Raw genomic sequence first — 25,168 nt, 5'->3', positions numbered from 1 at the left:
AAGACAGACGCGGCGATTTCAGCCTCAATCCACACAGCAGGCGCGGATGGCGGAGGTATACAGGCGCAGGGACTTGCGCGTGGCGTCGAGCACCCGGGCAGGCTCGTCCCCGGTGGGGTCCGTGCAGAGCTTGAGGATTTCGAGCGCCTCCACCGGGTGCAGGTCGTCATAGCGAGCGTGCGCCTTGAGCCACATCATCGCGCTGGCGTCGATGCGCGCGCCGTCCGCGGCATAGGCGCGGAAGGGCTCCACCACGTCGCGCGTCCACACGCCGGTGATGCCCTCGATGGCCCAGTTGGACGCGGCGATGCCCTCCGCCAGCGTGCCCCGGGCACAGGTGTCTCGCAGGTGCGCGTGCAGCGCCTGGAGCTCCGGCAGCGGCCGCACCTGGAAGAGCGCCTCCGGCTCCAGGCCGAGCGCGCGCACCCAGTCGATGAACCACTCCGCGTGGCGCGCCTCCACGGCCAGGTTCTGCAGGAGCCAGCGGCGGATGCTCGCGTCCCCCTCGGAGCGGCCGTACGTCGTCTTGGCCAGCGACAGGGCCATGTACTTGGGGAAGGACTCGACGATGAGGAAGAACTGCGACAGCACGCGGCGCCAGTACACCAGCGGCGGGCGCCGGCCCTCGGCGGTGGCGCGGAACAGCGGAGGCCAGCACGCCGCGTCCCAGTCCCGGCGGGTCGCATCCAGCATGGACTCGAGCCAGCGGGGATGCGCCGACGGGTTCAGCGGCGGAGGCCCATAGCGGCGCACTGGCACACGAGACGTGAGGCTGCGCACTTCCTGCTCGGAAGACGACATGGCGGCACGAGGCTCCTGCACCCGGCGGGTTCCAGACCGACATGGCCCCCCTCACCCGCCAGGGCGGCCCCATAGTGGTGACAGCACCTCCACGAGGCCACGCGACTGTCGTCGCCCGACGCTTTTCTCACCGCCTTGTTTCAGATTTCAGCCGGGGGCACCTGGAGGCGTCACGCGCCCCACAGCGGGCCTGTCTCTCCGACCGACGCCGACTCGCGCCCGCCGTCACGGGGTGCGGGCCACCTGGCGGCGCGCCTTCTCCAGCATGCGCTGGAGCGGCGCCTCGTCCGCGCGGGCGAGCGCCTCGTCCCAGGTGAGCCACTGCGCGCCGGAGGACTCGTGGGGGTCGTGCGCGAGCGACTCCGGGTCCTCGGCCACGACGAGGTAGCGCACGTCCAGGTGCTGGTGCTCGGGCTCGTCGCGGCGCGCGGGGATGGTGTGGACGTCCACGTCCAGCGGGCGGGGCGCGGTGGGGTGGAGCACCACGCGGCAGCCGGTCTCCTCGCGCGCCTCGCGCAGGGCGGTGGCCTCCATGTCGCCGCCGTCCGCCGGGTCCGCGTGTCCGCCCGGCTGCAGCCACCGGTGGAGCTTGCCGTGCAGCACCATCACCACGCGCTCGCCCCGGGGGTCCACCACCACCGCGCTGCCGGTGAAGTGCGCCGTGGCCTGCGCGCGGGAGAAGGGCGAGGCGAGCGTGGCCGCGTGGTGGCGCATCCGCTCCAGGTCCTGGCGCTCCTTGTCGTCCCCGGGGACGTGGCGCGCCAGGAGCTCCCGCAGGGCGTGGGCGTTCTGGGATTCCATGCGCGACCACGTATCCCCGGCGGGCCCTCACACGCCAGCGCCTTCTGGAAGCGGCCGGCCCGCCCGGGGCGGTGTAGGGTTCTGGCCGGGTGTGTTCTCATGCGGACGCACCCGGGGCGGCCGGCCCCGCTGGCATGAGGACCTGAGGGCAAGCACCTGCATGGCGCGCATTCTCGTCATCGACGACCACGACACCCTCCGCGAGGGGATGACCGTCACGCTCACGCGCTCCGGGCACGCCGTGTCCGCGGTGCGCGGCGGCGCGGACGGGCTGGCCGCCTGGCGCAAGGCCCCGTTCGACCTGGTCGTCACGGATTTGAAGATGGACGGCATGGACGGCATCGCCGTCACCCAGGCCCTCAAGGCGCTGGACCCCTCCGCCGTCGTCATGGTGGTGACGGCCTTCGGCACGATTGAGACGGCCGTGCGGGCCATGCAGGAGGGCGCCTACGACTTCATCACCAAGCCCTTCACGCCCGACGTGCTGCGCGCCAAGGTGGACAAGGGGCTGGAGCTGGCGAGCACCCGCCGGCGCGTGGAGAAGCTGGAGGGGCGCACCGCCGCGCACGACGCGGACGCGGCCCTGACGCACGGCAGCCTGGTGGGCGACAGCGAGCCCATGCAGAAGCTGCTCTCCCAGGCGCGCAAGGCGGCGATGAGCGACGCCACGGTGCTCGTTCGCGGCGAGAGCGGCACCGGCAAGGAGCTCATCGCGCGCATGCTGCACCAGCAGTCCCCGCGCAAGGACGGGCCCTTCGTCGTGGTGCACTGCGCGGCGCTGGCGGAGACGCTGCTGGAGAGCGAGCTGTTCGGCCACGAGCGCGGCGCCTTCACCGGCGCGGTGAAGCGCAAGCTGGGCCGCTTCGAGCTGGCCGACGGCGGCACCCTCTTCCTCGACGAAATCGGGGAGATTCCCCACGCGGTGCAGACCAAGCTGTTGCGCGTGCTCCAGGAGAAGGAGATCCAGCGCGTGGGCGGCGAGGAGACGCTCAAGGTGGACGTGCGCGTGGTGAGCGCCACGCACCGGGATTTGCAGGCCGAGGTGAAGGCGGGCCGCTTCCGCGAGGACCTGTACTACCGGCTGCACATCGTCCCGCTGGTGCTGCCGCCTTTGCGCGAGCGCCCAGAGGACATCGCCGCGCTGGCGCGCCACTTCGTCGCCAAGCACGCGGTGCGCGTCAACCGCCGGGTGACGGGGCTGGACGAGGGCGCCCTGCGCGCCCTGGCCCGCCACGCGTGGCCCGGCAACGTGCGCGAGCTGGAGAACGTGGTGGAGCAGGCGCTCGTCTTCGCGGAAGGGGAGGTGCTCACCGCCCAGGACCTGCCCGGCCACCTCACCGGCGGCACGCCGCGCATGGACGCGGGGCTGCCGGTGCCGCACGGCGACAGGCCCCTGCCGGACATCCTGGAGGACCTGGAGCGGCAGCTCATCGCTCGCGCCTACGAGAAGGCCGGCGGAGTGAAGACGGAGACCGCCCGCCTGCTGGGCATCAAGACGTCGGCGCTGTACTACAAGCTGGAGAAGTATGGCTTCCTCCCCAAGGGCACCGCGCCCGAGGAGGGGTGATCCTCGGAAATCCGTGACCCCAGGCCCACGCCCCATGACTTTCCACCGGCCCCCCCTCCCCACCCCGTCCCACCCGGCGCGCCCAGACGCCTGGAATCCCAGCGCTTTTCGCGCGAGGCGGGGACACGGGGGCGCCACGGGGCTGGCATCCGCCTTGCTCATGGGGGCGTGTTGATGAACCCCCGCTCCCTCGTCCTCGCGTTGTGCCTGCTGGTGGGCGTGCCCGCCTGGGCCGCGTCCGGCCTGGAGGCGGCGCGCGCGCGGGCGCAGGTGGCGAGGACGGAAGCGCGGGCGCTGAGGACCCAGCAGCAGACGCTGCGCGACGAGCTGCAGGGCGTGGCCGAGCGCATCGAGGCGCTGAAGGCCCGTGCCCAGGGGCGGCTGACCACGGGCACGGAGCTGGAGACGGCGCTGAGGCGCTCGCAGGAGCTGAGCGGCTCGCTCACCCAGCTGGCGCAGGCGGTGTCCACGGCCGAGGGCGAGTCGGAGCGCGCGCACGTGGCGCTGCACCAGGCGCTGTCGGAGGAGCTCGGGCGGCTGATGACGGCCTGGGACAAGACGGTGGACCGCGCCCAGCGAGCCACGCTGCTGGAGGTGATGCGCACCACGCGCACCGAGCGCGACTCGGTGCGCCTGGCGCTGCCGGCCTCCAAGGTCCCCACGCTGGACAGGACGACGACGGGCGGCGACGACCCGGAGGACCTGCTGGAGCAGGCGGACACCCTGCGCGACGCCGAGGACAAGGTGCGCGAGCGGCTCAAGCTGATGCGCGCGCGAATCACCGAGGCGCGCGAGGAGCGCGACCTGGACCGCCGGATGAGCGACTTCCTGGGCGAGGAGTCGATGTTCGACGAGCAGGACCGGCGGCTGCGGCTCAGGATGAGCGCGGACAGGAGCCTGCGGGTGGAGCCCAGCGACCGCGGCGGTGGCCTGTTCCAGGAGGCCAGCGGCGACAGCGACGCGCCGCCCATGTCGGGCAACCCGGGCACGGGCGCGCCCCCGGAGCCCTCCATGCCGGACACCCCCGGGACGCCCACCACGGGCCGCCCCGAGCCCATGTCCGTCCGCGCCACGGACCGCCGCCCCCTGGTGGACGGGGTGCGCGCCCAGGACCTGGCCGCCGGAGGTCCGGTGGACCTCACGGCGATGGAGGCCGAGGCCAGGCGCCTGGAGGCCCTGGCCGGGGAGCTGGATGGCCGGGCCGGCGCGCTGGAGCGCCGCGCGCAGGAGCTGACGAAGTAGGGCCCTCGGGCTAGAGCAGCCCGGACTCGACCTCCAGCCGCACCACCGCGCGCAGCCGCACCTCGCGCTCGGGCGTCCGGCCCTTGCCGCGGATGATGATGCTCATGGTGGGCGCGGCGACGAAGGGCTGCAGCTCCACGTCCGCCAGGTCCAGCCGCAGCGTGGGGTTGGGCGCGCGCGGGCTGCCACGGGACAGGTCGTTCTTCCACGCGATGCGCGACTCACGGTCTCCGGCGCGGACGAAGAACTCCACGTTGTCCAGGAAGGTGAAGTCCACGTCGTTGGGGCTGAGAATCTGGAGCGAGAGCGAGTCGACGTGGACGGAGGTGGCCTCGCTCTTGGAGAGCCCCTGGTTCTTGAAGTCCTGGTTCTGGTCGAAGTCCATCCCCGCGAAGCTGCTGATGGGGGGGAAGGCGTTGAGCTCGGTGCTGCCGCCCGGCAGGCTCGCGGGCACGGTCGTCTCGCCCCTCACCTCGGTGATGAACGTCGACTGGGCGCAGGCGGCCAGCCCGAGGCCGACCGCCGCGGCGAGAAGTGAGGCAGGGCGCATTCCAGCAATGTACCGGGCGCGAGCCGTGTCGTCACCGTCGCCAGCCAACCGGCCGGGCCCGTCCTCCCGCGAGTGGGGCGTGCAGGCACGAGGCCGGGTATGGTGCCCCGCGTCGTGTCCCGCGTCCGCCCTACCCTCCTGGTGTTCCTGGTGCTCGCCACCGCCCGCCCCGCGTCCGCGGCCGAGTGGGAGGGCGCGCTCAAGGGCACCCTGCGGCTGCTGGCGGACACCAACGCCCCGCGCGACTTCACCGACGGCAGCACGCCTTCGCCCGGAGTGGACCCGGCGCTGAGCGTGCTGGGTTCGGCCGAGGGGAAGGGGACGTTCGAGCGCACGCAGCTCGTCGGCCGCTACGAGCTGGGGGCGCGCAAGTACGCGGGCTTCTCCGACGAGGACACGCTCATCCAGGCCGGCGCGCTCGAGGCCTCGCTGGCGCTGGGCACGGAGTTCGGCCTGGGCGCGGAGGGGCACGCGAAGGACCGGCGGGGCGGCACCCGCGCGTACTCGGATTTGGGCGCGAGCGCCTTCGCGGAGTACGCCCCGGACGTGCGGCTGGCGCTGCGGGTGCGGGCGGGCGCGCGCAGGTTCGTCTACCGGCCGGACCCCACGGCGAACTTCGGCGGGCTGGAGCTGGGGGTGCTGGGGCGCTACCGCTTCGACCGGCGCCACAGCCTGTCCGTCTTCGGCGACTGGGGCGCGCGCCGCTACGGGCCGCTGGCGCGCCCGCGTCCGGGCGTGGAGAGCTCCCCGGGGCGGCGCGAGGACGGCGCCCTCACCGCGGGCTTCGGCTACAACTACCGGGGGCCGCTGACCCTGGGGCTGCGCTACACGTACCAGGAGGTCTCCTCCAACAGCTACGGGGAGACGGTGCTGCGCCACCGGGTGTCGGCGAACGCCGGGGTGCGGCTGCCCTGGCGGATGACGCTGCTGGCGCAGGGCTCGCTGGGCGTGACGCGCTATCCGGACGGCATCTACCTGTCGCCGGAAATCATTCTCGTGGAGGAGGACGAGGGGCAGAACTCCCTGTCCCTGAAGCTGTCGCGCCCCGTCTCGGAGCGCGTGGACCTGGAGCTGTCCTGGGGCCTGTGGAGCACGCGGCTGCCGCGCAACGACTTGAGCTACTCCCGCCAGGTGTTCGGCGTGGGCGTCACCTGGCGCGACTGAGGCTCAGCCCAGGTCGCAGATGCGCTCGTCGATCTCCTCGGCGAGCCCCGGGTGTCCCTGGGCCAGGGCGTGCTCCTTCGCCCGGGTGAGCACCTCGCGGGCGCGCTCGGACTGCCCGGCGCCCGACAGCGCGTCCCCCAGGGAGACCATGGCGGCCGCGTAGGTCCCATCCAGCCGCACCGCCTGCTCCAGGGCGGCGGCGGCCTCGGCGTACTGCTTGCGGTCCAAGTACAGCTTGCCGAGGGAGAAGTGGCTCATGGGGGAGTCGGGGAAGTCCGCCACCATCTTCTTGAACTGTTCCAGCCGGGCGTCGCTCATGGACAGGACCCTTAGAGGACCCATGGCGTGTTGCCAAGGGTGCGGTAGGGTGCGCCGCACATGGCAACGAAGAAGAAGACGACCCCCAAGAAGAAGAGCGCGGCCAAGAAGGCGCCGGCGCGCGGCAAGAAGTCGGCGACGGGCAGGACGGTCGCCGCGAGCAAGGCGCCCGCCAAGGCCAAGGCCCCGGCGCGCAAGAAGACGACGGGCAAGACGCCGCTGCGGCCCAAGAAGAAGGCGAAGCTGCCAGCCGCCCCGCAGCAGAAGACGGGCCCCGCGGAGAACCCCCAGGCGCAGGCCCTGGCGCGCCGCATGGCGCAGCTGCTCATCGACAAGAAGGCGCTGGACGTCGTCATCCTGGATGTCCGGGGCATGACGTCGTACGCGGACTACATCGTCATCGCCTCCGGCGAGAGCGACCGCCAGGTGAGCGCCATGGCGGAGAACGTCCAGGTGCAGCTCAAGCAGGGTGACGCGCCCGAGCGCGCGCTGGGCACCGAGGGCGTGGACACGGGCCAGTGGGTGCTGCTCGACTACGGCGAGGTGGTGGCGCACCTGTTCCTCGCGGACCTGCGCGCGCACTACGACCTCGAGGGTCTCTGGGCGGACGCCGCCCGGGAGAAGGTGTCCTGAAGGTCCGCCTGCTCTCCATCGGCAAGGACCGCTCGGGCCTCTTCGAGCCGGCGGTCCAGGAGTATGCCCGGAGGCTGGGGCACTACACCCGCTTCGAGCTGGTGGAGCTCGCCGAGGCGAGCGGCAAGAAGCTCAAGCCCGGCGACGCCAAGGCCGCGGAGGCCCAGGCCATCCTCGCGAAGCGAAAGCCGCAGGACTGGCTGGTGGCGCTGGACGAGCGCGGCTCGCTCATCGACTCGGTGGAGCTGGGCCGCTACGTGGGCAAGGCGCAGACGGGCTCCAGGGACCTGCTCTTCGTCATCGGCGGCGACGAGGGCCTGGACGAGAGCGTGCGGGCCGCGGCCCATCTGACGCTGTCCTTGTCCAAGATGACGCTGCCCCACAGGCTTGCGCGCGTGGTGCTCGTGGAGCAGCTGTACCGGGCGTTCACCATCCTCAAGGGTGAGCCGTACCACAAGTAGGCAGGCGGGCCTCCCAGGCCCCCTTGCGCGCTGGCGTCAGGGCCGTCGGACAGGAGGCGTCAACGGGCCCCATGAGCACCGCCAGCACCGAAACCTCCCTTCCCTCCCCCGCCGCCACCGTGCGCGTCATCGCCTCGCCCCAGTCGTGGGTGGAGGGTGAGGCGGTGCGACAACTCGAGGCTGTCGCGCGGCTGCCCGGCATGAAGGCCGCGGTGGGACTTCCGGACCTGCACCCGGGCAAGGGCGCGCCGGTGGGCGCGGCCTTCACCTCGGAGGGCCTCTTCTATCCCTACCTGGTGGGCAACGACATCGGCTGTGGGATGGGGTTGTGGGACGTGGGGATGCTGGCGCGAAAGTCGAAGGCCGAGCGCTGGGCCTCGAAGCTGGATGTGGAGGGACCCTGGAACGGTGACGTGGAGGGGTTCCTGGCGGAGGAAGGGGTGAGGCCCTCGGGCTTCGAGGGGGCGCTGGGCACGGTGGGCGGCGGCAACCACTTCGCGGAGCTGCAGCGGGTGGACGCGGTGCACGACGCGCGGGCGTTCGCCGAGCTGGGGCTGGAGGCGGACCGGTTGCTGCTGCTGGTGCACTCGGGCTCGCGGGGGCTGGGCGAGGCGATTCTGCGGGCCCACGTGGACCGGCACGCGGCGGGCGGGCTGACGGCGGGCTCGGACGAGGCGCGGGCGTACCTGACGCGGCATGACCACGCGGTGGCGTGGGCCCGGGCCAACCGGGCGCTGGTGGCGCGCAGGGTGCTGGATGGCATCGGCGCTCCGGCGCGGCGAGTGTTGGATGTCTGCCACAACAGCGTCACCCCACGACGCGAGGACGGGGCCCTGAGGTGGTTGCATCGCAAGGGCGCGGCGCCAGCGGACGAGGGGCCCGTGGTGATTCCGGGCAGTCGTGGCGCGCTGAGCTATCTGGTGGCGCCGGTGGGGGATGGGACGGGCAGCGCGTACAGCCTGGCGCACGGCGCGGGGCGCAAGTGGACGCGCACGGCGGCCCGGGAGCGCATCAAGGAGCGCTTCACGGCGGAGTCGCTCACCCGGACGAGCTTCAAGAGCCACGTCGTCTGCGAGAACAAGGACCTGCTCTTCGAGGAGGCGCCGCAGGCGTACAAGGCCATCGACCGGGTGGTGACGGACCTGGTGGAGGCGGGGCTGGTGAAGGTGGTGGCCACGCTGGCGCCGGTGCTGACGTACAAGACGCGCTCCCACGAGGAGTAGCGCGGGCCCGCGGGAAGAAGCCGGCCCTGGAGTCGAAGCGCGTTTTTCCCCTCCGCGTCCGGCGGGTGCGTGGTTAGGGTTCGGGCATGACTCCCGCGCACAAGGTATTGCTCTGCATCCTGGATGGTTGGGGCATCCGCCACGAGCGAGAGGCGAACGCCATCCTCCTGGCCGGCACGCCGAACCTGGACAAGCTGACGAGCCCCTACCCGTTCACCGAGCTGCAGACCTCGGGGTTGGCCGTGGGTCTGCCCGAGGGGCAGATGGGCAACTCGGAGGTCGGCCACACCAACATCGGCGCCGGCCGCATCGTCTACCAGGACCTGGTGCGCATCAACCGCGCGGCCGAGTCCGGCGAGCTGGCGCAGAACCCGGTGCTCCGCGCGGCGATGGACGGCGTGAAGGCGGACGGCAAGGCGCTGCACCTGTTGGGGTTGGTGTCGCCGGGCGGGGTGCACTCGTCGATGGAGCACCTGTACGCGCTCCTGAAGGCGGCGCGGGAGCGGGGTGTGCCGCAGGTGTACGTGCACGCGTTCCTGGACGGACGTGACACGCCGCCGCAGAGCGCGCTGGGCTACGTGGAGGCGCTGGAGCGCTTCCTCCACGAGACGCACACGGGCCGCATCGCCACGGTGAGCGGGCGCTATTACGCGATGGACCGCGACAAGCGGTGGGACCGGGTGCAGCTGGCGTACGAGGCGCTGGTGCACGCGCGCGGCCCCAAGGCTCCGGACGCGCTGAGCGCCATCCGCGCGTCGTACGCGGAGAAGGTGACGGACGAGTTCGTGAAGCCCACGGTGATGGCGAGCGGGGATGGGACGCCCGTGGGCCGCATCCAGGATGGGGACACGGTGGTGTTCTTCAACTTCCGCGCGGACCGGGCGAGGGAGCTGACGCAGGCCCTGGCGTATCCGACGTTCAAGGAGTTCGACCGGGGCGGGCTCCGGCTGGGGCGGTACGTGTGCATGACCCAGTACGACGAGACCTTCGACCTGCCGGTGGCGTTCGCGCCGGACCAGCCGCAGGACATCTTCCCGGAGATTCTGGCGCGGCAGGGGCTGCGGCAGTTCCGCACGGCGGAGACGGAGAAGTACGCGCACGTGACGTTCTTCTTCAACGGTGGGCGCGAGGTCGTCTATCCGGGTGAGGACCGGCACCTGGTGCCGAGTCCGCGCGACGTGAAGACGTACGACTTGAAGCCGGAGATGGCGGCGCGCGAGGTGACGGCGGAGCTGGTGCGGCGGCTGGACTCGGGGACGTATGACTTCGCGCTGGCGAACTTCGCCAACCCGGACATGGTGGGGCACAGCGGCCGGCTGGACGCGGCGATGCAGGCGGTGCGGGTGGTGGACGAGTGCCTGGGCGTGCTCGGCAAGGCGTGCGAGCGCAACGGCTGGGTGATGGCCATCTCGGCGGACCACGGCAACTGCGAGCAGATGGTGGACCCGGTGACGGGCGAGCCGCACACGGCGCACACGCTGAACCCGGTGCCCTTCCACCTCATCCACCCGGCGTTCCGGGGACAGAAGCTGCGCCCCGGCATCCTCGCGGACATCGCGCCCACGCTGTGCAAGGTGATGAACCTGCCGCAGTCGAAGGAGATGAACCGGCAGGGCGTACTGCCCTGAGCACGGGGCCCCTCCGGTCCGCTACGGCTGGAGGGGCTTGAGCAAGCCGGCGCCGTCCAGCAGCTCCCGCACGTGCTCGGCCAACGCCACGTGCTGGGGGTTGCTCGCCATGAAGCGCTCGGGGGTGAGGATGATGAGGGTGCCCTTCTCCTCCACGGCTTCGACGCGCACGGGAGCAGGCAATGGGGGCACCGTGCCTCGCTGATGCGAGAGGTACGTCACCCACCCGATGCGAGGAGCCCCCTTGAGGCTCCGTGCGTCCATCAAGCTGCCAAGAGCATGCGAAGTGGCGACTCCCCAGTCAGGCGCCCACGCGACAGCGGAAGCGCGCAGGAGCCCAGCCAGCACAGACGCGGTCAACACCGGGTCTGCATGCGGACCCTGACTCGGGAGAGTGAACGCACATGCGTTCTTCACCCTCGCTGCGTAGCTACCGCATGTGACTCGGAAGCTGCTCGCTCCGTGGTCATCGCCCACGCCGTTCCAGGCCTCGATGCGAAAACCAATCTCCTTGACGACCCGGTCCTTGCCTCGACGAACGAGCGCCTCGAGCTCATTGGCATCGGGCTCGATGGGCCGCAGCAATGCGTCATGGCGAGACTTGCCGGTCTGGAACCACTGCGCGAACGAGGGAGCTACCGTCCTCAGCTCCGTGAGGAGAACCGCCATCCGTCGAGCGCAAGCCTCGGGCAGTTCCTCCCTGGGCCCCCAGTAGGCCCCTGCATAATAGGTCTCGTTCATGCGCGGCTGACTCGCTCAGAGCAAAGGGGTGAAGACGACTTCGATTTCGTCGATTCCGTTGACTCGGAACAGCTCCTTGATCGCTTCAGCTGTCTTCTCTTCCGCGATGTGCCACCGAATCGACGTGCCCTCGGGCGCCTTGGCCAACTGCCTCTGCGCCTGGTCTACGAGGGCCTTGGCTCCCGACTTCTCGAACCAAACCCTCGGCGTGAGGTTGTCGAGGAACTTGTTCGCATAGCCCGGCCCCTTCGCCTCCAGCAGCACGCCCCTCTCGAACCCATCGAACTTCACGCCTCCGCTGTCCCTGCCGACACCTCCGACCCAGTATGCCTCGTCCGCCGAGTGGCCCGTGATTTGTTCCTGGTAGCGACGGGCGCGAGGGGACATGGACTCCTTCGCGGGTCCCCACTGCCCAGGTCCCTTCGATGGGCCCCCCTCCTTCACGGCCGTGCCCGCCCGCTGGAGGATGATGGCCGCGCCAGGGCCTCCGCTCAGCACCGCGGCCGCACGCCCCACGGGCGCCGCCACGATTCGCATGGCGACCGCGCCGTCAGCGGACAACACGAGCACCGGCACCTCCGCCGTGGCGAACGCCGTCCCCTGCAACGTGCGCGTCGCCGAGGACACCGTGCCCCACGTGGCGATGAGGTTCGTCATCAGCCTGGAGACGGCCTGCACCTGCTCGCCTCGCGTCATGTACCGGAAGCGCTCCAGGTACTCGGGCGATGACTCCAGCAGCGCTACCACAGCGGCCGGCATCTGACGGAGCGCCGCGAGGTTGTCCGCTGGCGACGTCGAGAAGAACCGTCCCACCGAGAGGGCCAGTCCCACGAACGCTTCTTCCGCCCCATCCAGCGTCCGACTGATGACGTCCGCGTCGTCGTGGACGTCGGCCAGTGGGAAGCCGTTCTCCTCCTCCAGCTCCGCGTTCAGCAGCCGGAAGACACCCGTGCGACCGTCGTAGAACCGACCCAGCTCGAAGCCGTGCGCGCGGAAGGCCCCAGCCCTCCACTCGACGGGCGCCACCCGTTGCTGCGTCCGTCCACTGCGCACCCACGCCAGGCATCCATCAGGCCGGAGCACCGCCAGATGCTTGAAGCGCTCCACCCGGCGCACCAGCTCGGCCCGCGACACCTCGCCCGTGGTCAGCACCTCTCGCAGCATGAAGCCCAGCGCGACACGCGCGGGGAACTGCCCCAATGTCACGTCCTTCGCCTGCAGCGTCCGCAGGAGCCGGGCGGCATGCCTGGGTGTCAGCGCGCTCCCCGCGACAGGCAACGCGTCCTGCTCCTCCACCCCAGCACTCTTCAGCAAGGCGTCGAACGCATCACGCCGCTCCCCTCCGTGCGCCCAGTCACCCGCTTCGCGAGCGTCTCCAGCCCACCTGGCGCGTTGCTGGAAGATGCCCCTGTGAGAAGACGCGTCGACCCCGGCGCAGCCCGTGGCGAAGAGGACGACGCCAAGAATCCAAAGGTCCGCACGCATTCCGCGCCCCCAAGCCTCCCTTCACGGAAGACAAGTGACTCGAATGCTGGCATCGGCGTCTGACCCACGAATCCACTCGACGCTCCCCTCCACCGCCGCCTAGCGTTCCCAAGCGGGCGGTGGGGGAACGGGCGATGGGGATGGGGACGACACGAGTCGGGTGCAGGGGTTCCACGCAGCGGGCGTCCACGAGCGCGCGCCCATGCTGAGGGCCCTGCTGGACGTGCTCTACCCGCCCGCGTGCATCGCCTGCGCGAAGGTCCTCCCAGGCCCCGGCGCCTTCTTCTGCGAGCCCTGTGACACCGCCGTGGAGCGCCTGCCGCCCGTGTGCTGCCGCACCTGCGCGGAGCCCGGTCCGTTCCCCGCCGGCATGTGCCCACGCTGCCGCGCTTCTCCCCCACCCTTCTTGCGCGCCTGGGCCCCGTTCGCGCACGAAGGCCCCGTGGCCCGCGCCGTCCACCGCTTCAAGTACGAAGACCACCCGGAGCTGGCCGCGCCCCTCGGCGAGATGCTCGCGGCCGAGGCCCACCGCTTCCTCACCCGCGCGCCCCGCCTCGTCGTCGCGCTGCCGCTCCACACCCGCCGCTACCACGCGCGCAAGTACGACCAGGCCCAACTGCTCGCGGGCGCGCTGGCGAAACACCTGGGCCTGCGCGCCCCCGTCGGGCTGCTCACGCGCACGCGGGAGACCCAACGACAGGTGGGCCTCACCGAGGCCGAGCGCGCCGACAACGTCGCGGACGCCTTCGTCGCCTCGGACGACCTCGCGGGGCGCGACGTGCTCCTCCTCGATGACGTCTTCACCACCGGCGCCACCGCGCGCGCCGCGGCCACCGCGCTCCTGGTCGCCGGCGCCACCCGCGTCGAGGTCCTCACCCTCGCCCGCGCCTTCACCATGACGTGAACACCACCTGACGCAGCAACTGTCACAGCGCGTCAACTGCAACCGGGTCCACGACAACTCACGCCCGGATTCAGCGCGGACCCCGCGTGTCTTTCATTACCCATCTTCCGCGACTTTCCGTCCCGTGTTCTTGCATCAGTGCCGTGTCACGAGACATTTCGAGTCGCGTTTCACGGCTCGCTTCCCCCCTCTTCGAAACGGAGTCCGTGATGAAGCTCCCCGTGTTGAGCTCGTTCGCCCTCGCCGGTGCCGTGTGCGCGCTGGGCCTCCCCGCCCCCGTCCAGGCCCAGGTCCCCGCGCCCTCGTGGACGCGGCAGTTCGGCGCCAACCTCGACGAGCAGGCCCGCGCCGTCGCCGTCGCGGGCACCGCCGTCTATGTCGTGGGCAACACCACCAGCCAGCTCGGCCCCGAGCCCAAGGCCGGCGGCAACGACGTCTTCGTCGCGAAGTACGACACCGCGGGCGCGCTGCAGTGGGTGCACCAGTTCGGCACGCCCGAGGATGACCGCCCCGCCGCCGCGGCCACCGACTCCGAGGGGAACGTGTACGTGACGGGCCGGACGTACGGCTCGATGGGCTTCCACACGAACGCCGGCGGCTATGACTTCTTCATCGCCAAGTACAGCCCGCAGGGCCAGCAGCTCTGGGTGCGCCAGCAGGGCACGCAGATGGATGACTTCGGCACGGGCCTGGCCATCGGCGCGGACGACACGCTGTACTTCTCCGGCTACACCGGCGGCAGCTTCGCCAACGGCGGCAACCCCGGCCACTACGACGCCCTCGTGGGCCTCTACGACTCCGCCGGAAACCCGTACTGGCTCCGGCAGCTGGGCTCGACGAGCAGCGACATCGCGCGAGGCATCGCCGTGACGCCGGACCACAAGGTGTACGTCGTGGGCCAGACGAGCGGCAGCCTCGACGGCGCCACCACGCCCACGGGCACGGACATGTTCCTGCTGCGCCTGGACATCCTCGGCGCCACCCAGTGGGTGCGCCAGCTGGACCTCTCCGAGCTCGATGACGCCAAGGGCGTGGCGGTGAGCCCCGACGGCGGCGCCTACCTCGTCGGCGACACCTTCGGCGCCATCGACGGCCACACCAACGCCGGCACCATCGACGTGGTGCTCGCCCGCTATGACGCCGTGGGCAACCGCCAGTGGAGCCGCCTGCTCGGCGGCGCGCAGCCCGACTACGCGAGCGGCGTCGCCGTGGCCGCCAACGGCACCGTGAACGTCACGGGCTACACGGCCAACGCCCTGGACGGCCAGCCGTACGCCGGCAGCCAGGACGCCTTCTTCACCCGCTACGACGGCTCGGGCACCAAGCTGGGCACGCGCGTCGTCGGCACCCACCTGCCCGACGTCGGCAGCGGCGTGGCGGTGGACATCAGCGGCAATGCCTACGTGACGGGCTCCACCTACGGCAGCCTGGGCGGCACCAACGCGGGCAGCTACGACGCGTTCCTCGTCCGCTTCTGAGACAGGCCCGCATTCCGTGTCCGGACGTGGGACAGGTGTTCGTTGCCTGTCTCACGCGGAATCCAGGACGGAAGCTTCGCGGTGGCCAATCGTCGAGGGCGCGATAGCCTCGCGGCATGCGCTGGCACTCCCTCCTCCTCGTCCCCGCGTTGCTCTCACTCCACTGTACCCACGCCACCGGGTCCGCCGGGCCGTCCAAGCCCGAGGCCACGGTGGCGGCGGCGCCCGAGTGGCCCGAGGCCCAGCCCCCCGCGCTGCGCCTGCCGGACACCGTCCAGCCCCTGCACTACCTGCTGGACCTGAAGCTCATCTCCACCGAGTCCACCCACTCCGGCACCGTCACCATCGACGTGGACGTGCGCGAGCCGGTGCGCCAGGTCTGGCTGCACGGACAGGATTTGGAGGTCACCTCCGCGCGCATCGAGACGCAGGGCCGCGCGCTCGAGGCCAGGCCCGTCACCGCGAGCGAGGGCCGGCTGGGCCTGCTGCTGCCCGAGACGCTGCCCGCGGGCAAGGCGCGCATCGTCATCGCCTTCACGGGTCAAATCGACAAGGAGCGCAGCCGGGGCCTGTACTCGCAGGAGGAGGGCGGCCACAACTACCTCTACACCTTCTTCGAGCCGGTGGACGCGCGCCGCGCCTTCCCGTGCTTCGACGAGCCGGGCTTCAAGGTGCCCTGGCAGCTGCGCTTCACGGTGAAGGCCGAGGACGTGGCGCTGGCCAACCACGCCATCGAGGCGAAGGAGACGCTGCCGGACGGCCTGCAGCGCATCACCTTCCGCGACAGCAAGCCCATGCCCAGCTACCTCGTCGCCTTCGTGGTGGGCCCGTTCGACGTGGTGGACGCGGGCACCACCGGGCGCAACAGGGTGCCGCTGCGCTTCGTCGTCCCCAAGGGCCGCGGCGCGGAGACGGCGTACGCCGCGAGCGTCACCCCGCGCATCGTCACCGTGCTCGAGGACTTCTTCGACCAGGCGTACCCGTACGAGAAGCTCGACGTCGCGGTGGTGCCCCGCTACTGGGGCACCATGGAGCACCCGGGCCTGGTCGCCCTGGGGCAGCCCCTGACGCTCATCCGCCCCGGCGAGGAGACGCTCCAGCGGCGCAAGTGGTACGTCAACATCGCGGGCCACGAGCTGGGGCACTACTGGTTCGGCAACATCGTCACCTGCCGCTGGTGGGACGACATCTGGCTGAACGAGTCGCTCACCTCGTGGCTGGACCGCAAGCAGATGGACGGGTTCGACCCGAGCTGGGGCTTCGGCCGGGACGCGAGCACCAACGCGCTGGCGGGCGCCATGAGCGCGGACGCGCTCGCCGCGGCGCTGCCGGTGCGAAAGCCCGCCAACACGCATGACGAGGTCATCGGCTCGTTCGACAACTCCACCACCTACGCCAAGGGCTCCGCCATCATCGGCATGTTCGAGTCGTGGCTGGGCGAGGACACGATGCGCGACATCCTGCGCGCGCACATCCGCAAGCACGAGTGGGGCACGGCGACGTCGGATGACTTCGCCGCCACGCTCGCCCAGGCCGCGAGCCCCGACGTCGCGCGCTCCTTCCGCAGCTTCATCGACCAGCCCGGCGCGCCCCACATCTCCGCGCAGCTGGTGTGCGACGCGGGCAAGGCGCCGCGCCTGAAGCTGTCCCAGGAGCGCTTCCTGCCCGCGGGCTCCACCGCGTCCAAGGACGCCACCTGGTCCGTTCCCGTGTGCGTGCGCGCCGGGGACCGCGCGGGCGACGTGCGCGCCTGCCAGCTGCTCTCCGAGCGCACCGGCGAGATGGAGCTGCCCATGAAGAGCTGCCCCCAGTGGGTGCTGCTCAACGCGGGCGGCATGGGCTACTACCGCGCCAGCTACACGCTGCGGCAGTTCCAGCAGGTGAACAGCGTGGCCAGCAAGTCGCTGACGGTGCCCGAGCGGCTGGCCTTCTTCGCGGACATCGAGGGCGCGGTGCAGCGGGGCGACGTGCGGCTCGGGGAGGTGCTGTCCCTGGTGAACGACACGGCGAAGGACCCGGACCGCGGCATCGCGCTGAGCGGCGCGCGCCTCTTGCACCTGGTGGGCGAGGACTCGCTCACGCCCGCCGAGCGGCAGCGCTTCCGCGCCTGGGTGGGCAAGCTCTACGGAGCGCGGGCCCGGGCGCTGGGCTGGCAGCCGGCGAAGGGCGACAGCGACGAGGTGAAGCAGACGCGCTCGTTGTTCCTGTCGCTCGCGACGATGATGGGTGACGAGCCCACGCTCACGCGCGAGGCCAAGGCCCTGGTGACGAAGTGGCTGGCGCAGCGCGACAGCGTGAGCCCGGAGGCGGTGCCGGTGGCGCTGGCGGTGGCGGCGCGCAACTCCGACCGCGCGCTCCACGAGCAGCTCCTCACCCGCGCGCGCAAGGCGGAGGACCGCAACGAGCGCAACCAGATGATCTCCGCGCTGTCGGGCTTCCGCGACCCGGAGCTGGTGAAGCAGAACCTGACGCTGGCGATGACGGAGTTCGACGTGCGCGACGCGCGGCCCTTGTTCGCGGGCGCGTTCAACGAGCCGGAGACGCGGGCGGTGGCGTGGCAGTTCTACCGCGAGAACTTCGACACGCTGGCCTCGCGCGTCCGCTCGGATGAGCTGGGCTGGCTCATCGCGATGACGGGCTCGCTGTGTGACGACACCAGCCGCGCGCAGATGGAGGCCTTCCTCGGGCCTCGCGTCGACAAGCTGGAGGGTGCGCCGCGCGCCTACGCCCGGGCGCTCGAGTCCGTGCGGCTGTGCGTGGAGTCCAACCGTCTCCACCAGGACAGCGTGCGCGCGTTCATCGGCAAGCTGCCCCAGGTCACCGCGGCGCCCACCCGCTGAGGGCCCGTGCGGGCTCCCTCGTGTTCAAGAGGGAGCCCGCTCCACGCGGGCAGACGGTGCGCGCGCCCCGCGAGCGCGCTAGACATGGGGCCATGCTCGACTCCGCCCGCTACCTCGAACGCATCGGCGCCCCCGCGCACGCATCGCTCGCCGAGCTGCAGCGCGCCCACCTGGAGTCGGTGCCCTTCGAGAACCTGGACATCCACCTGGGCCGGCCCATCCAGCTGGACCCGGACGCGCTCTTCGACAAGGTCGTCGTCCGGCGGCGCGGCGGCTTCTGCTACGAGCTCAACGGGCTGTTCTCCCGCCTGCTCACCGCGCGCGGCCTGCGCGTGACGCCGCTGTCCGCGCGCGTCGCCACCGAGCCCCGGGACGGCACCTTCGGCCCGGAGTTCGACCACCTGACGCTCCAGGTGGAGGACCGCGAGGGGACGTGGCTCGTCGACGTGGGCTTCGGCGACAGCTTCCTCGAGCCCCTGCGCCTGGACGACAGGGGTGTGCAGACGCGCGTCGGACGCGACTTCCGGCTCGCGCCCGAGGGCGACCGGCTCATGCTCCTGCGGCGCGAAGACTCCGGCTGGCAGCCGCAGTACTCCCTGTCCCTCGTCCCGCGCGCGCTCGGGGACTTCGTGGACATGTGCCACCACCACCAGACGTCGCCCCAGTCCATCTTCACGCGGGGGCGCCTGTGCACCCGGGCGACGCGGGAGGGCCGCGTCACCCTCAAGGAAGGCGCCCTCGTCCTCACCCGGGGCACCACCCGCGAGGAGCACCCCGTGGAGGGCGAGGACGCTCGCGCCCGGGTACTGGCGGAGCACTTCGGCATCCGCCTCTAGCCGGGCCCCAGGACTCAGGGCTTCTGTTCGGCCTGCTTGCGCATCGCCTCGAACGAGGCCTTGTACTCCTCCATCGTCCCCAGGCCCACGGCCGCGCGGCGCGCGTCCACGTTGGCCGGGTCCTCCAGGTTCTTGGGCTCCATCTGCCCGTTCACCTCTTCCATCTGCGTGCCGTAGCGCTGCGGCTTGCCCGTGTTCACCAGCACGCGGTCCGTCAGGTACGCCAGGTTCTGCTTGGAGCCCTCCCCGCGCGCCACGGCCGCCTCCAGCAGGGGCAGCACCTGCTCCTGGAACGCCACGTCCTTGTCCGCGTGCTGCACCAGGAGCCACGCCGCATGGGAGGCCTTCTTGCCCACCAGCGCCTGGCCCGGCCAGCCCTTCTTGGCGATGACGTCCTTGAGCCAGGCCGTGTTGCTCGCGTCGACCTCCTCCAGCTTCTTCGTCATGGCCTCGTCCTGGAAGTTGTTCCGCATCAGCGTCATGCGCACCTGCTGGTCCACCTCCATGCGCGACAGCAGCTCGTCGCGCAGCGCCGGGTCCGCCGCCTTCAGCTGCTTCGCCTCCTCCTCGGCGACGCGCTTCTCGATGGCCGCGAAGCCCGGCAGGCCCCGGACGTTGTCCAGGTCCGTGTCCTTCTTCATGTGGGCCGCGTCATCGAAGCCCTCGTCCGCCGCGCGCCCCAGCCACATCAGGGCCTCCTCGCCCTGGTTCAGCATCGACGCAGCGCAGGCCGCGTTGTAGGCCATGTTGTTGCTGCGCACCCCACCCTCCCAGGCGGACCGGAACAGCGGCAGCGCCGCCTCGCCGTTGCCGACGGCGGCCAGCCCGGTCGCCTCCATGGCGGCCTTGCGCGCCTCGGGCGTCGCCACGGGCTTGGGCGCGGCGGCCTGGGCCTCGGCGGGGGTGGCCGCGCCTCCGGACGCGTGGGCACAGGCGGCCAGGTTCAGCGCGGCGAGCAGGATGACGAGACGACGCATTCGGGGGCTCCAGGGGGTGTGAGGTGAAAACGGGGTAGCAGTGTAGGCGGGTTTTTCGGGACACCAAGCGCTCGTCCACCGCGAAATCCGCCGGAGGCCCACCCACACCCACCCCGTTCCCGAGCGCACCCCGGGTAACGTTTTCGGTTGCCTGTGCGCCGTCCGGGGTCGCATGCAGGGGAAGGCCCCGGAGGGCCCGCCTGTTCATCGCCGTCGGCGTCCCCAGGAATGGGACGCTGTGCCCCACGCATGTCGCACCGAGGAGAACGGATGTCGCGCTTCACATGGCTGGCCGCAGTCTTCGTGCTCACCTGCCCCCTCTGGGCGCAGGCCCGGCCCGCGGCGGACGAAACAGCGCGCGTGTACGCGGCCGAGGCGATGAAGCAGGCCTCCTCGCCCCGAGGCGCCGCCGGCCTGTTGCGGCTGCACTCCCTGGTGGACGAGGTGGAGGACCTCACGCCGCTGGTGAGCACGTACGCGTACATCGCCTCGCGGCGCCAGTTCGACGCGAACACGCGCGCCACCGCGCAGCTGCTCCTCTTGGACACCGAGCGGGCCCGCGGCCGGCTGACGCGCGCCAACGAGGTGCGCCAGTGGATGGGCTTCGTGGGCGACTACTACGTCGTCGGCGGCTTCGACAACGAGGGCAAGTCCGGGTGTGACACGGACTTCGGCCCGGAGGCCGCGGCGCTGGATTTGACGGCCACCTACCCGGGCGCCAAGGGCCGTCAGGTGTCGTGGCGCAAGCTGACGGCGAACACGGCGGACGGCTACGTGGACCTGGCCACCGCGGTGCGCCCCAACCGCGAGGCCGTGGCGTACGCGGCCACGTGGCTGGAGTCCAACCAGGAGTCGCGCGTGACGCTGGGCCTGGGCACCTCCGGCGCCTACCGCCTGTGGGTCAACGGCCAGCTCGCCTCCAAGGAGGACCGCTACAACCTGCCGCGCCCGGACCAGGCGCGCGTGTCCGTGAAGCTGCGCAAGGGCCTCAACCGCGTGCTCCTCAAGGTGTGCCAGGAGACGGGCCCGCTGGGCTTCTACCTGCGCCAGGAGTCGCCGGGCGTGCGCGCGTCGCTGCCCGCCAAGGCCCCCGCCGTGGAGCGCGGCGCGGCCCCCGCGCCCCAGGTGCTGCCCACGCTCACCTCCGCGCTCAAGGCGCTGGTGGAGAAGAACCCCGACGACGCGGCCCTGCGCGGCGACTACGCGCGGGTGCTCGGCTTCTACCGCGGCTTCGATGACCGCGAGCACACCGCCACCGTGGAGGCCACGCGCGCCGCGGAGCTCGCCCCCCAGGACGCGCGCCTGCAGATGCTCGCGGCGAGCCTCCAGCGCGATGACCTGAACGAGCGCCGCCGCTTCCTGGAGGCCGCGGTGAAGGCGGACCCCGCGCTGCCCGAGGCCCGCGTGGCGCTGGCCGACTTCGAGCTGGAGCGCGGCCACCCCGAGCGCGTCATCCCGCTGGTGGCGCCCGTGCTGGAGAAGACGCCGGACGACGCGCCCGCGCGCCTGGTCCTCGCGCGCGCCCACGAGGCGCTGGGCGAGCGTCCCCGCGCGCACGCGCTGGTGGAGGAGGCCTTCCGCCATCAGCCCCGGCAGCCGCGCGCGGTGCGCTCGGCGGCGCAGATTTCGCGGCAGCTGGGCCGCAACCGCGAGGCCATGGACCGCATGCGCGTGGTGCTGGCGCTGCGCTTCGACGACACCGGCACGCGCCGCTCGCTGGCCGCGCTGCTGGCGGACTCCGGTCAGGTGGAGGCCGCCGAGCGCGAGTACGCGCAGCTGGTGGCCCTCAACCCGTTCGACAACGGCGCGCGCGTGCGGCTCGCCGAGCTCAAGGCCAGCAACGGCAACGTGGAGCAGGCCGTGGCGCTGTTCGCCGAGGCCCGCGCGCTGTCGCCCGATGAGCCGGAGGTCTACGAGCGCGAGGGCCGCGCGCTGCTCGCCGCCGGTCGGCGTGAGCCCGCGCTGGCCGCCTTCGAGCGCTCGCTGGTGCTGCGTCCACAGAACCCCGGCCTCAAGGAGGCCCTGCGCGCCCTCAAGGGCGAGGGCACCGGCGCCGGCATGCAGCACGTGGTGGACGCCAGGCCCCTGGCGAAGGAGGCCGAGGCCTACGTCCACGAGGACGCCATCTACCTGGTCGACAACACCTACGTGAATGTCCAGAAGAGCGGCCTGTCCAGCCGGCTGTCGCAGATGGTGGTGAAGGTGCAGAACGCGCGCGGCGTGGACGCGTTCCGCTCGATGCCCATCACCTACTCGCCGGACCGGCAGGAGGTGCGCATCCTGCGCGCGCGCGTGACGAAGGCGGACGGCTCCGTGGTGGAGAGCTACGGGGAGAACGACCGCAACATCAACGAGCCCTGGACGGGCATGTACTACGACGCCCGCGCCAAGGTGCTGTCCTTCCCGTCGCTCGCCGCCGGCGACACGCTGGAGGTGACGTACCGCCTGGATGACACCGCACAGGAGAACCTGCTGTCGGACTACTGGGGTGACGTGGAGAGCGTGCAGGGCGTCTACCCGAAGCTGCGCTTCCAGTACCTGGTGGAGACGCCGAAGGAGCGGCCGCTGTACTGGAACAAGAGCAAGCTCACCGGCGTGGAGAGCGCGCAGGAGTCGCTGGAGGGCGGCCGCGTGCTGTACCGCTGGGGCGCGAAGCACGTGGCCAAGGTGGTGCCGGAGCCGGGCATGCCGGGCTGGGCGGAGGTCGCCCAGAACCTGCACGTCTCCACGTACCAGACGTGGGACCAGGTGGGCCGCTACTGGTGGGGGCTCGTGAGGGACCAGCTGCAGCCCAACGCGGAGCTGAAGCAGACGGTGGACCAGGTGCTCCAGGGCGTGGACCGCAAGAACGAGCTGGCGGTGGTGCGCGCCATCTACAACTTCGTGGTGACGAACACGCGCTACGTGGCGCTGGAGTTCGGCATCCACGGCTTCAAGCCCTACCGGGTCGACCGCGTGCTGGCGCGGCGCTTCGGTGACTGCAAGGACAAGGCGAGCCTCATCCACTCCATGCTGCGGGTGGCGGGCGTGGACAGCCGGCTGGTGCTCCTGCGCATGCGCAACCTGGGCGCGCTGGACGCGGAGCCGGCGAGCCTGGCCGCCTTCAACCACGCGATTGCGTATGTGCCCAAGTTCGACCTGTACCTGGATGGCACCGCGGAGTTCCACGGGGCCAAGGAGCTGCCCAGCTCGGACCGGGTGGCCAACGTGCTGGTGGTGGAGCCGGACGGCAAGAGCACCTTCATGGTGACGCCGGAGGCGAAGGCGGAGGACAACGCCACGGGCCTGAAGATGGACGTGACGCTGCGCGCGGACGGCAGCGCCGAGGTGACGGGCTCCAGCACGGTGAGCGGGCAGAGCGCGCCCGAGTACCGCCGCGCCTACCGTCCCGAGGCCACGCGCAAGTCCACCTTCGAGCGCGCGTGGGCGCAGAGCTTCCCGGGCCTGACGGTGAACGAGGTGTCGCTCAACGACACCACGCGGCTGGACGAGGACGTGGCGATGGGCTTCCGGATGAGCATCCCGCGCTACGCGGAGGTGCTGTCCAACGCGGTGCGCTTTTTGCCCTTCGGCACGGGCCGCACCTACCAGCAGGCCTTCGCGCCGCTGGCGGAGCGCCGCTTCGACCTGGTGATGCAGAGCCCGTGGGTGAACCTGTTCAACCTGCGCTACACGCTGCCGGCGGGCTGGTCCGTGACGGAGCTGCCGCAGGCGGTGGACGAGACGAACCCGTTCGGCCGGCTGCGGCTCACCTACCGCGTGGAGGAGGGCAAGCTCATCGCCGAGGGCGAGGTGAAACTCTCCGTCGCGCGCATCAAGTCGGACGAGTACCCGGCGTTCCGGGAGTTCCTGGGCCGGGTGGACCGCGCCTTCGGGCGTCGGGTCATCATCCAGGGCCCCGGCGGCCGCACCGCGTCGCTCACCCCGTGAGGTGAGTGGAGCGACGTCCCGCCGCGCCCCGCCTTGAGGCCGGGGCGCGCGGGCAGCGGCTCCGCGAGGGTTGCCGTGGGGACCTGGCCGTGTACTGTCGCCTCCAACATGGGAGGCGGCTCGATGAGGCACCTACGTCGCGGAAGACTCGCGGGACTGGCTGTGGCGTCGATGGTCTTCTCGGGCTCCGGCGCGGCCTCGGCCGAGCCCGAGGTGAAGCCCCTGCCCGAGGTCCTGGAGGTGGGCACACTCACCTCGGCCTTCGCTGAGTTCCAGCGGACGTGTGCCGCGGACGGACAGCGGCTGTGGGGCCACTCGCTGTGTGCTCCGCTCCTCGTCGTCCATCCCGGCACGCGCGTCTTCGTCGCGAGCACCTGGCCGAAGGGCGCGGGGACGGGGCCCTGGGTGGGCGTGCTCCCCTCGGAGCTCACCATCGCGAACACGGCCCTGAGTTGGGCGGGAACCACCTGGGTCCAGCTCCAGGGGCCGTTGCCCGACGTCCCCGTGCGTCGCCGTGCGCTGCTGGCCCATGAGGCTTTTCATCGGCTCCGCACCACTCTGGGACAGCCCGGGCGTGAGAAGGACAATGCCCACCTCGATGGCATGGAGGGCCGCACGCTGCTGCAACTTGAGTGGCGGGCCCTCGCGGCAGCGCTGCGCGCGACGAACCCTTCGGTGCGCGCTCGGGCTGTCGAGGACGCGCTGGTGTTCCGTCGCGAGCGTCGAGCGCGCTTCGAGGGAGCCGCCGTCGCGGAGGGGCTCCTCGAGGAGAACGAAGGTCTCGCGGAGTACACGGGCGTGGCGCTGGCGGGGGCCGATGCACGTGGCAGGCGAGCCCTGGCGCTGGAGAACCTCGAGGATGGCGCCAAACGGAAGTCCTTCGTGCGCGCCTTCGCCTATGCATCGGGCCCGGCCTACGGGCTCCTGTTGGACGAGGTGGGCCCACGCGCCCAGGGGTGGCGTGCCCGGGCGCTCGCCGGGGCGGACCTGGGAGCACTGCTTCAGGAGGCATTGAAGCTGGGGATGCCTGAGTCCTCGCCCGAGCGAGAGGCACGCTACGAAGGCGCCGAGTTGAGAGAGAGCGAACGCGAGCGGGCTCGCCTCGCCGAAGCCCGGGCCGAGGCGCTGCGCAAGAAGCTGGTGGAGGGCCCGGTGCTGCGCCTGCCCCTGGTCCGCATGCGCATCCAGTTCAACCCAGGTGAGCTCATCCCGCTGGCCGAGCACGGCACGGTGTATCCCGGTGCGCGCATCGTCGATGCGTGGGGCTCGCTCACTGTGAGTTCCGATGTGCTCCTGTCCTCGGACTGGAAGACGGCCACGGTGACCGCTCCTCGCACGGAGCCCGGAGATGCCCGCTGGGAAGGCGAGGGCTGGGTGTTGGAGCTCGCCCCTGGCTGGCAGGCCAAGGCGGGGCCCCGACCTGGAGACCTGGTGCTCCAGGCCCCCGACGCTCGCGCACCGGCGCCCAAGCCCTGACTCGACTTGAGCGAGTCCTCGAAGTGCGAGCATCAGGTCCACGGAGGCCGCCGACGCACTTGTAGTCCCCAGCATCAACCCACGCCCCTCGCGTACACGAGGAGCGACTTTGC

Annotated in this window: 20 protein-coding genes; 13 read left to right on the top strand and 7 right to left on the bottom strand. The window is 71.4% G+C overall.

From position 1 onward, the window contains the following. Positions 1–24: 24 nt before the first annotated feature. Positions 25–801, bottom strand: a complete 777-nt coding sequence (locus K8640_RS06620; protein WP_223746289.1) for a TenA family transcriptional regulator — start codon at positions 799–801, stop codon at positions 25–27. A 225-nt stretch (positions 802–1,026) separates the two neighbouring features. Further along, complete coding sequence (locus K8640_RS06615) at positions 1,027–1,602, bottom strand: NUDIX hydrolase (protein ID WP_223746288.1); 576 nt, start codon at positions 1,600–1,602, stop codon at positions 1,027–1,029. A gap of 160 nt (positions 1,603–1,762) precedes the next feature. On the opposite strand from K8640_RS06615, the gene K8640_RS06610 reads away from it, so the two are divergent. Then, positions 1,763–3,169: a sigma-54 dependent transcriptional regulator gene (locus K8640_RS06610; protein ID WP_223746287.1), complete on the top strand. Its 1,407-nt coding sequence runs from the start codon at positions 1,763–1,765 to the stop codon at positions 3,167–3,169. 174 nt (positions 3,170–3,343) lie between these two features. After that, on the top strand, positions 3,344–4,411 hold the full coding sequence (locus K8640_RS06605) for a TetR family transcriptional regulator (RefSeq protein ID WP_223746286.1): 1,068 nt from the start codon (positions 3,344–3,346) through the stop codon (positions 4,409–4,411). 10 nt (positions 4,412–4,421) lie between these two features. Here K8640_RS06605 and K8640_RS06600 read toward each other — a convergent pair whose 3' ends face one another. Then, positions 4,422–4,961, bottom strand: a complete 540-nt coding sequence (locus K8640_RS06600) for a hypothetical protein (RefSeq protein WP_223746285.1) — start codon at positions 4,959–4,961, stop codon at positions 4,422–4,424. 99 nt (positions 4,962–5,060) lie between these two features. On the opposite strand from K8640_RS06600, the gene K8640_RS06595 reads away from it, so the two are divergent. Next, the gene (locus tag K8640_RS06595) at positions 5,061–6,125 is read left to right on the top strand and encodes a hypothetical protein (RefSeq protein ID WP_223746284.1); all 1,065 of its coding nucleotides are present in this window, start codon (positions 5,061–5,063) and stop codon (positions 6,123–6,125) included. Between the two features lie 3 nt (positions 6,126–6,128). On the opposite strand, the gene K8640_RS06590 is transcribed toward K8640_RS06595, so the two are convergent. Beyond that, positions 6,129–6,443 (bottom strand): tetratricopeptide repeat protein, encoded by a 315-nt coding sequence (locus K8640_RS06590; protein ID WP_223746283.1) that lies wholly within the window; start codon positions 6,441–6,443, stop codon positions 6,129–6,131. Between the two features lie 60 nt (positions 6,444–6,503). On the opposite strand from K8640_RS06590, the gene rsfS reads away from it, so the two are divergent. From rsfS to gpmI, 4 genes are all read left to right on the top strand, one after another. Beyond that, positions 6,504–7,076 (top strand): ribosome silencing factor, encoded by a 573-nt coding sequence (gene rsfS, locus K8640_RS06585; protein ID WP_223746282.1) that lies wholly within the window; start codon positions 6,504–6,506, stop codon positions 7,074–7,076. Then, positions 7,073–7,537 carry a 23S rRNA (pseudouridine(1915)-N(3))-methyltransferase RlmH gene (locus tag K8640_RS06580; RefSeq protein ID WP_255652755.1) on the top strand — a complete coding sequence of 155 codons (465 nt, stop codon included), beginning with the start codon at positions 7,073–7,075 and terminating at the stop codon, positions 7,535–7,537. Before rsfS ends, K8640_RS06580 begins: the two co-directional genes overlap by 4 nt. Before the next feature lie 71 nt (positions 7,538–7,608). Beyond that, positions 7,609–8,760, top strand: coding sequence for an RNA ligase RtcB family protein (locus K8640_RS06575; RefSeq protein ID WP_223746280.1), 1,152 nt, complete (start codon positions 7,609–7,611; stop codon positions 8,758–8,760). Between the two features lie 86 nt (positions 8,761–8,846). Then, positions 8,847–10,388 (top strand): 2,3-bisphosphoglycerate-independent phosphoglycerate mutase, encoded by a 1,542-nt coding sequence (gene gpmI / locus K8640_RS06570; RefSeq protein ID WP_223746279.1) that lies wholly within the window; start codon positions 8,847–8,849, stop codon positions 10,386–10,388. Positions 10,389–10,409: 21 nt separating this feature from the next. On the opposite strand, the gene K8640_RS06565 is transcribed toward gpmI, so the two are convergent. Together K8640_RS06565 and K8640_RS06560 are read right to left on the bottom strand one after the other, a co-directional pair. Then, complete coding sequence (locus K8640_RS06565) at positions 10,410–11,129, bottom strand: immunity 52 family protein (protein ID WP_370640317.1); 720 nt, start codon at positions 11,127–11,129, stop codon at positions 10,410–10,412. A 15-nt stretch (positions 11,130–11,144) separates the two neighbouring features. After that, positions 11,145–12,425 (bottom strand): Tox-REase-5 domain-containing protein, encoded by a 1,281-nt coding sequence (locus K8640_RS06560; protein WP_223746277.1) that lies wholly within the window; start codon positions 12,423–12,425, stop codon positions 11,145–11,147. 391 nt (positions 12,426–12,816) lie between these two features. Here K8640_RS06560 and K8640_RS06555 point away from each other — a divergent pair, with 391 nt between their 5' ends. The 4 genes from K8640_RS06555 (at position 12,817) to K8640_RS06540 (ending at position 18,672) form a co-directional block, all read left to right on the top strand. Next, positions 12,817–13,518, top strand: a complete 702-nt coding sequence (locus K8640_RS06555) for a ComF family protein (protein ID WP_223746276.1) — start codon at positions 12,817–12,819, stop codon at positions 13,516–13,518. A 209-nt stretch (positions 13,519–13,727) separates the two neighbouring features. Continuing rightward, positions 13,728–14,996 (top strand): SBBP repeat-containing protein, encoded by a 1,269-nt coding sequence (locus K8640_RS06550; RefSeq protein ID WP_223746275.1) that lies wholly within the window; start codon positions 13,728–13,730, stop codon positions 14,994–14,996. 116 nt (positions 14,997–15,112) lie between these two features. After that, positions 15,113–17,836, top strand: a complete 2,724-nt coding sequence (locus K8640_RS06545) for a M1 family metallopeptidase (RefSeq protein ID WP_223746274.1) — start codon at positions 15,113–15,115, stop codon at positions 17,834–17,836. Between the two features lie 92 nt (positions 17,837–17,928). After that, the gene (locus K8640_RS06540; protein ID WP_223746273.1) at positions 17,929–18,672 is read left to right on the top strand and encodes an arylamine N-acetyltransferase; all 744 of its coding nucleotides are present in this window, start codon (positions 17,929–17,931) and stop codon (positions 18,670–18,672) included. 14 nt (positions 18,673–18,686) lie between these two features. Here K8640_RS06540 and K8640_RS06535 read toward each other — a convergent pair whose 3' ends face one another. After that, entirely contained in the window at positions 18,687–19,649 is a 963-nt protein-coding gene (locus K8640_RS06535; RefSeq protein WP_223746272.1) for a DUF6624 domain-containing protein, read from the bottom strand. 270 nt (positions 19,650–19,919) lie between these two features. Between K8640_RS06535 and K8640_RS06530 the strand changes: the two genes are divergently transcribed. Both K8640_RS06530 and K8640_RS06525 read left to right on the top strand, forming a co-directional pair. Further along, a complete protein-coding gene (locus K8640_RS06530) occupies positions 19,920–23,579 on the top strand; it encodes a DUF3857 domain-containing protein (protein WP_223746271.1) in 3,660 nt (1,219 codons plus the stop codon). Positions 23,580–23,750: 171 nt separating this feature from the next. Beyond that, entirely contained in the window at positions 23,751–25,055 is a 1,305-nt protein-coding gene (locus K8640_RS06525; protein WP_223746477.1) for a hypothetical protein, read from the top strand. Positions 25,056–25,168: the final 113 nt, after the last annotated feature.

Source organism: Myxococcus sp. XM-1-1-1, from assembly GCF_020037095.1.
GTDB classification, from domain to species: domain Bacteria; phylum Myxococcota; class Myxococcia; order Myxococcales; family Myxococcaceae; genus Myxococcus; species Myxococcus fulvus.
This window is presented reverse-complemented; position numbering and strand designations above follow the sequence as displayed.

Coding starts and splice junctions, on each gene's coding strand:
- K8640_RS06620 (WP_223746289.1), bottom strand. CDS start 801: ATGTCGTCTTCCGAGCAGGAAGTGCGCAGCCTCACGTCTCGTGTGCCA.
- K8640_RS06615 (WP_223746288.1), bottom strand. CDS start 1,602: ATGGAATCCCAGAACGCCCACGCCCTGCGGGAGCTCCTGGCGCGCCAC.
- K8640_RS06610 (WP_223746287.1), top strand. CDS start 1,763: ATGGCGCGCATTCTCGTCATCGACGACCACGACACCCTCCGCGAGGGG.
- K8640_RS06605 (WP_223746286.1), top strand. CDS start 3,344: ATGAACCCCCGCTCCCTCGTCCTCGCGTTGTGCCTGCTGGTGGGCGTG.
- K8640_RS06600 (WP_223746285.1), bottom strand. CDS start 4,961: ATGCGCCCTGCCTCACTTCTCGCCGCGGCGGTCGGCCTCGGGCTGGCC.
- K8640_RS06595 (WP_223746284.1), top strand. CDS start 5,061: ATGGTGCCCCGCGTCGTGTCCCGCGTCCGCCCTACCCTCCTGGTGTTC.
- K8640_RS06590 (WP_223746283.1), bottom strand. CDS start 6,443: ATGAGCGACGCCCGGCTGGAACAGTTCAAGAAGATGGTGGCGGACTTC.
- rsfS (WP_223746282.1), top strand. CDS start 6,504: ATGGCAACGAAGAAGAAGACGACCCCCAAGAAGAAGAGCGCGGCCAAG.
- K8640_RS06575 (WP_223746280.1), top strand. CDS start 7,609: ATGAGCACCGCCAGCACCGAAACCTCCCTTCCCTCCCCCGCCGCCACC.
- gpmI (WP_223746279.1), top strand. CDS start 8,847: ATGACTCCCGCGCACAAGGTATTGCTCTGCATCCTGGATGGTTGGGGC.
- K8640_RS06565 (WP_370640317.1), bottom strand. CDS start 11,129: ATGAACGAGACCTATTATGCAGGGGCCTACTGGGGGCCCAGGGAGGAA.
- K8640_RS06555 (WP_223746276.1), top strand. CDS start 12,817: ATGCTGAGGGCCCTGCTGGACGTGCTCTACCCGCCCGCGTGCATCGCC.
- K8640_RS06550 (WP_223746275.1), top strand. CDS start 13,728: ATGAAGCTCCCCGTGTTGAGCTCGTTCGCCCTCGCCGGTGCCGTGTGC.
- K8640_RS06545 (WP_223746274.1), top strand. CDS start 15,113: ATGCGCTGGCACTCCCTCCTCCTCGTCCCCGCGTTGCTCTCACTCCAC.
- K8640_RS06540 (WP_223746273.1), top strand. CDS start 17,929: ATGCTCGACTCCGCCCGCTACCTCGAACGCATCGGCGCCCCCGCGCAC.
- K8640_RS06535 (WP_223746272.1), bottom strand. CDS start 19,649: ATGCGTCGTCTCGTCATCCTGCTCGCCGCGCTGAACCTGGCCGCCTGT.
- K8640_RS06530 (WP_223746271.1), top strand. CDS start 19,920: ATGTCGCGCTTCACATGGCTGGCCGCAGTCTTCGTGCTCACCTGCCCC.
- K8640_RS06525 (WP_223746477.1), top strand. CDS start 23,751: ATGGTCTTCTCGGGCTCCGGCGCGGCCTCGGCCGAGCCCGAGGTGAAG.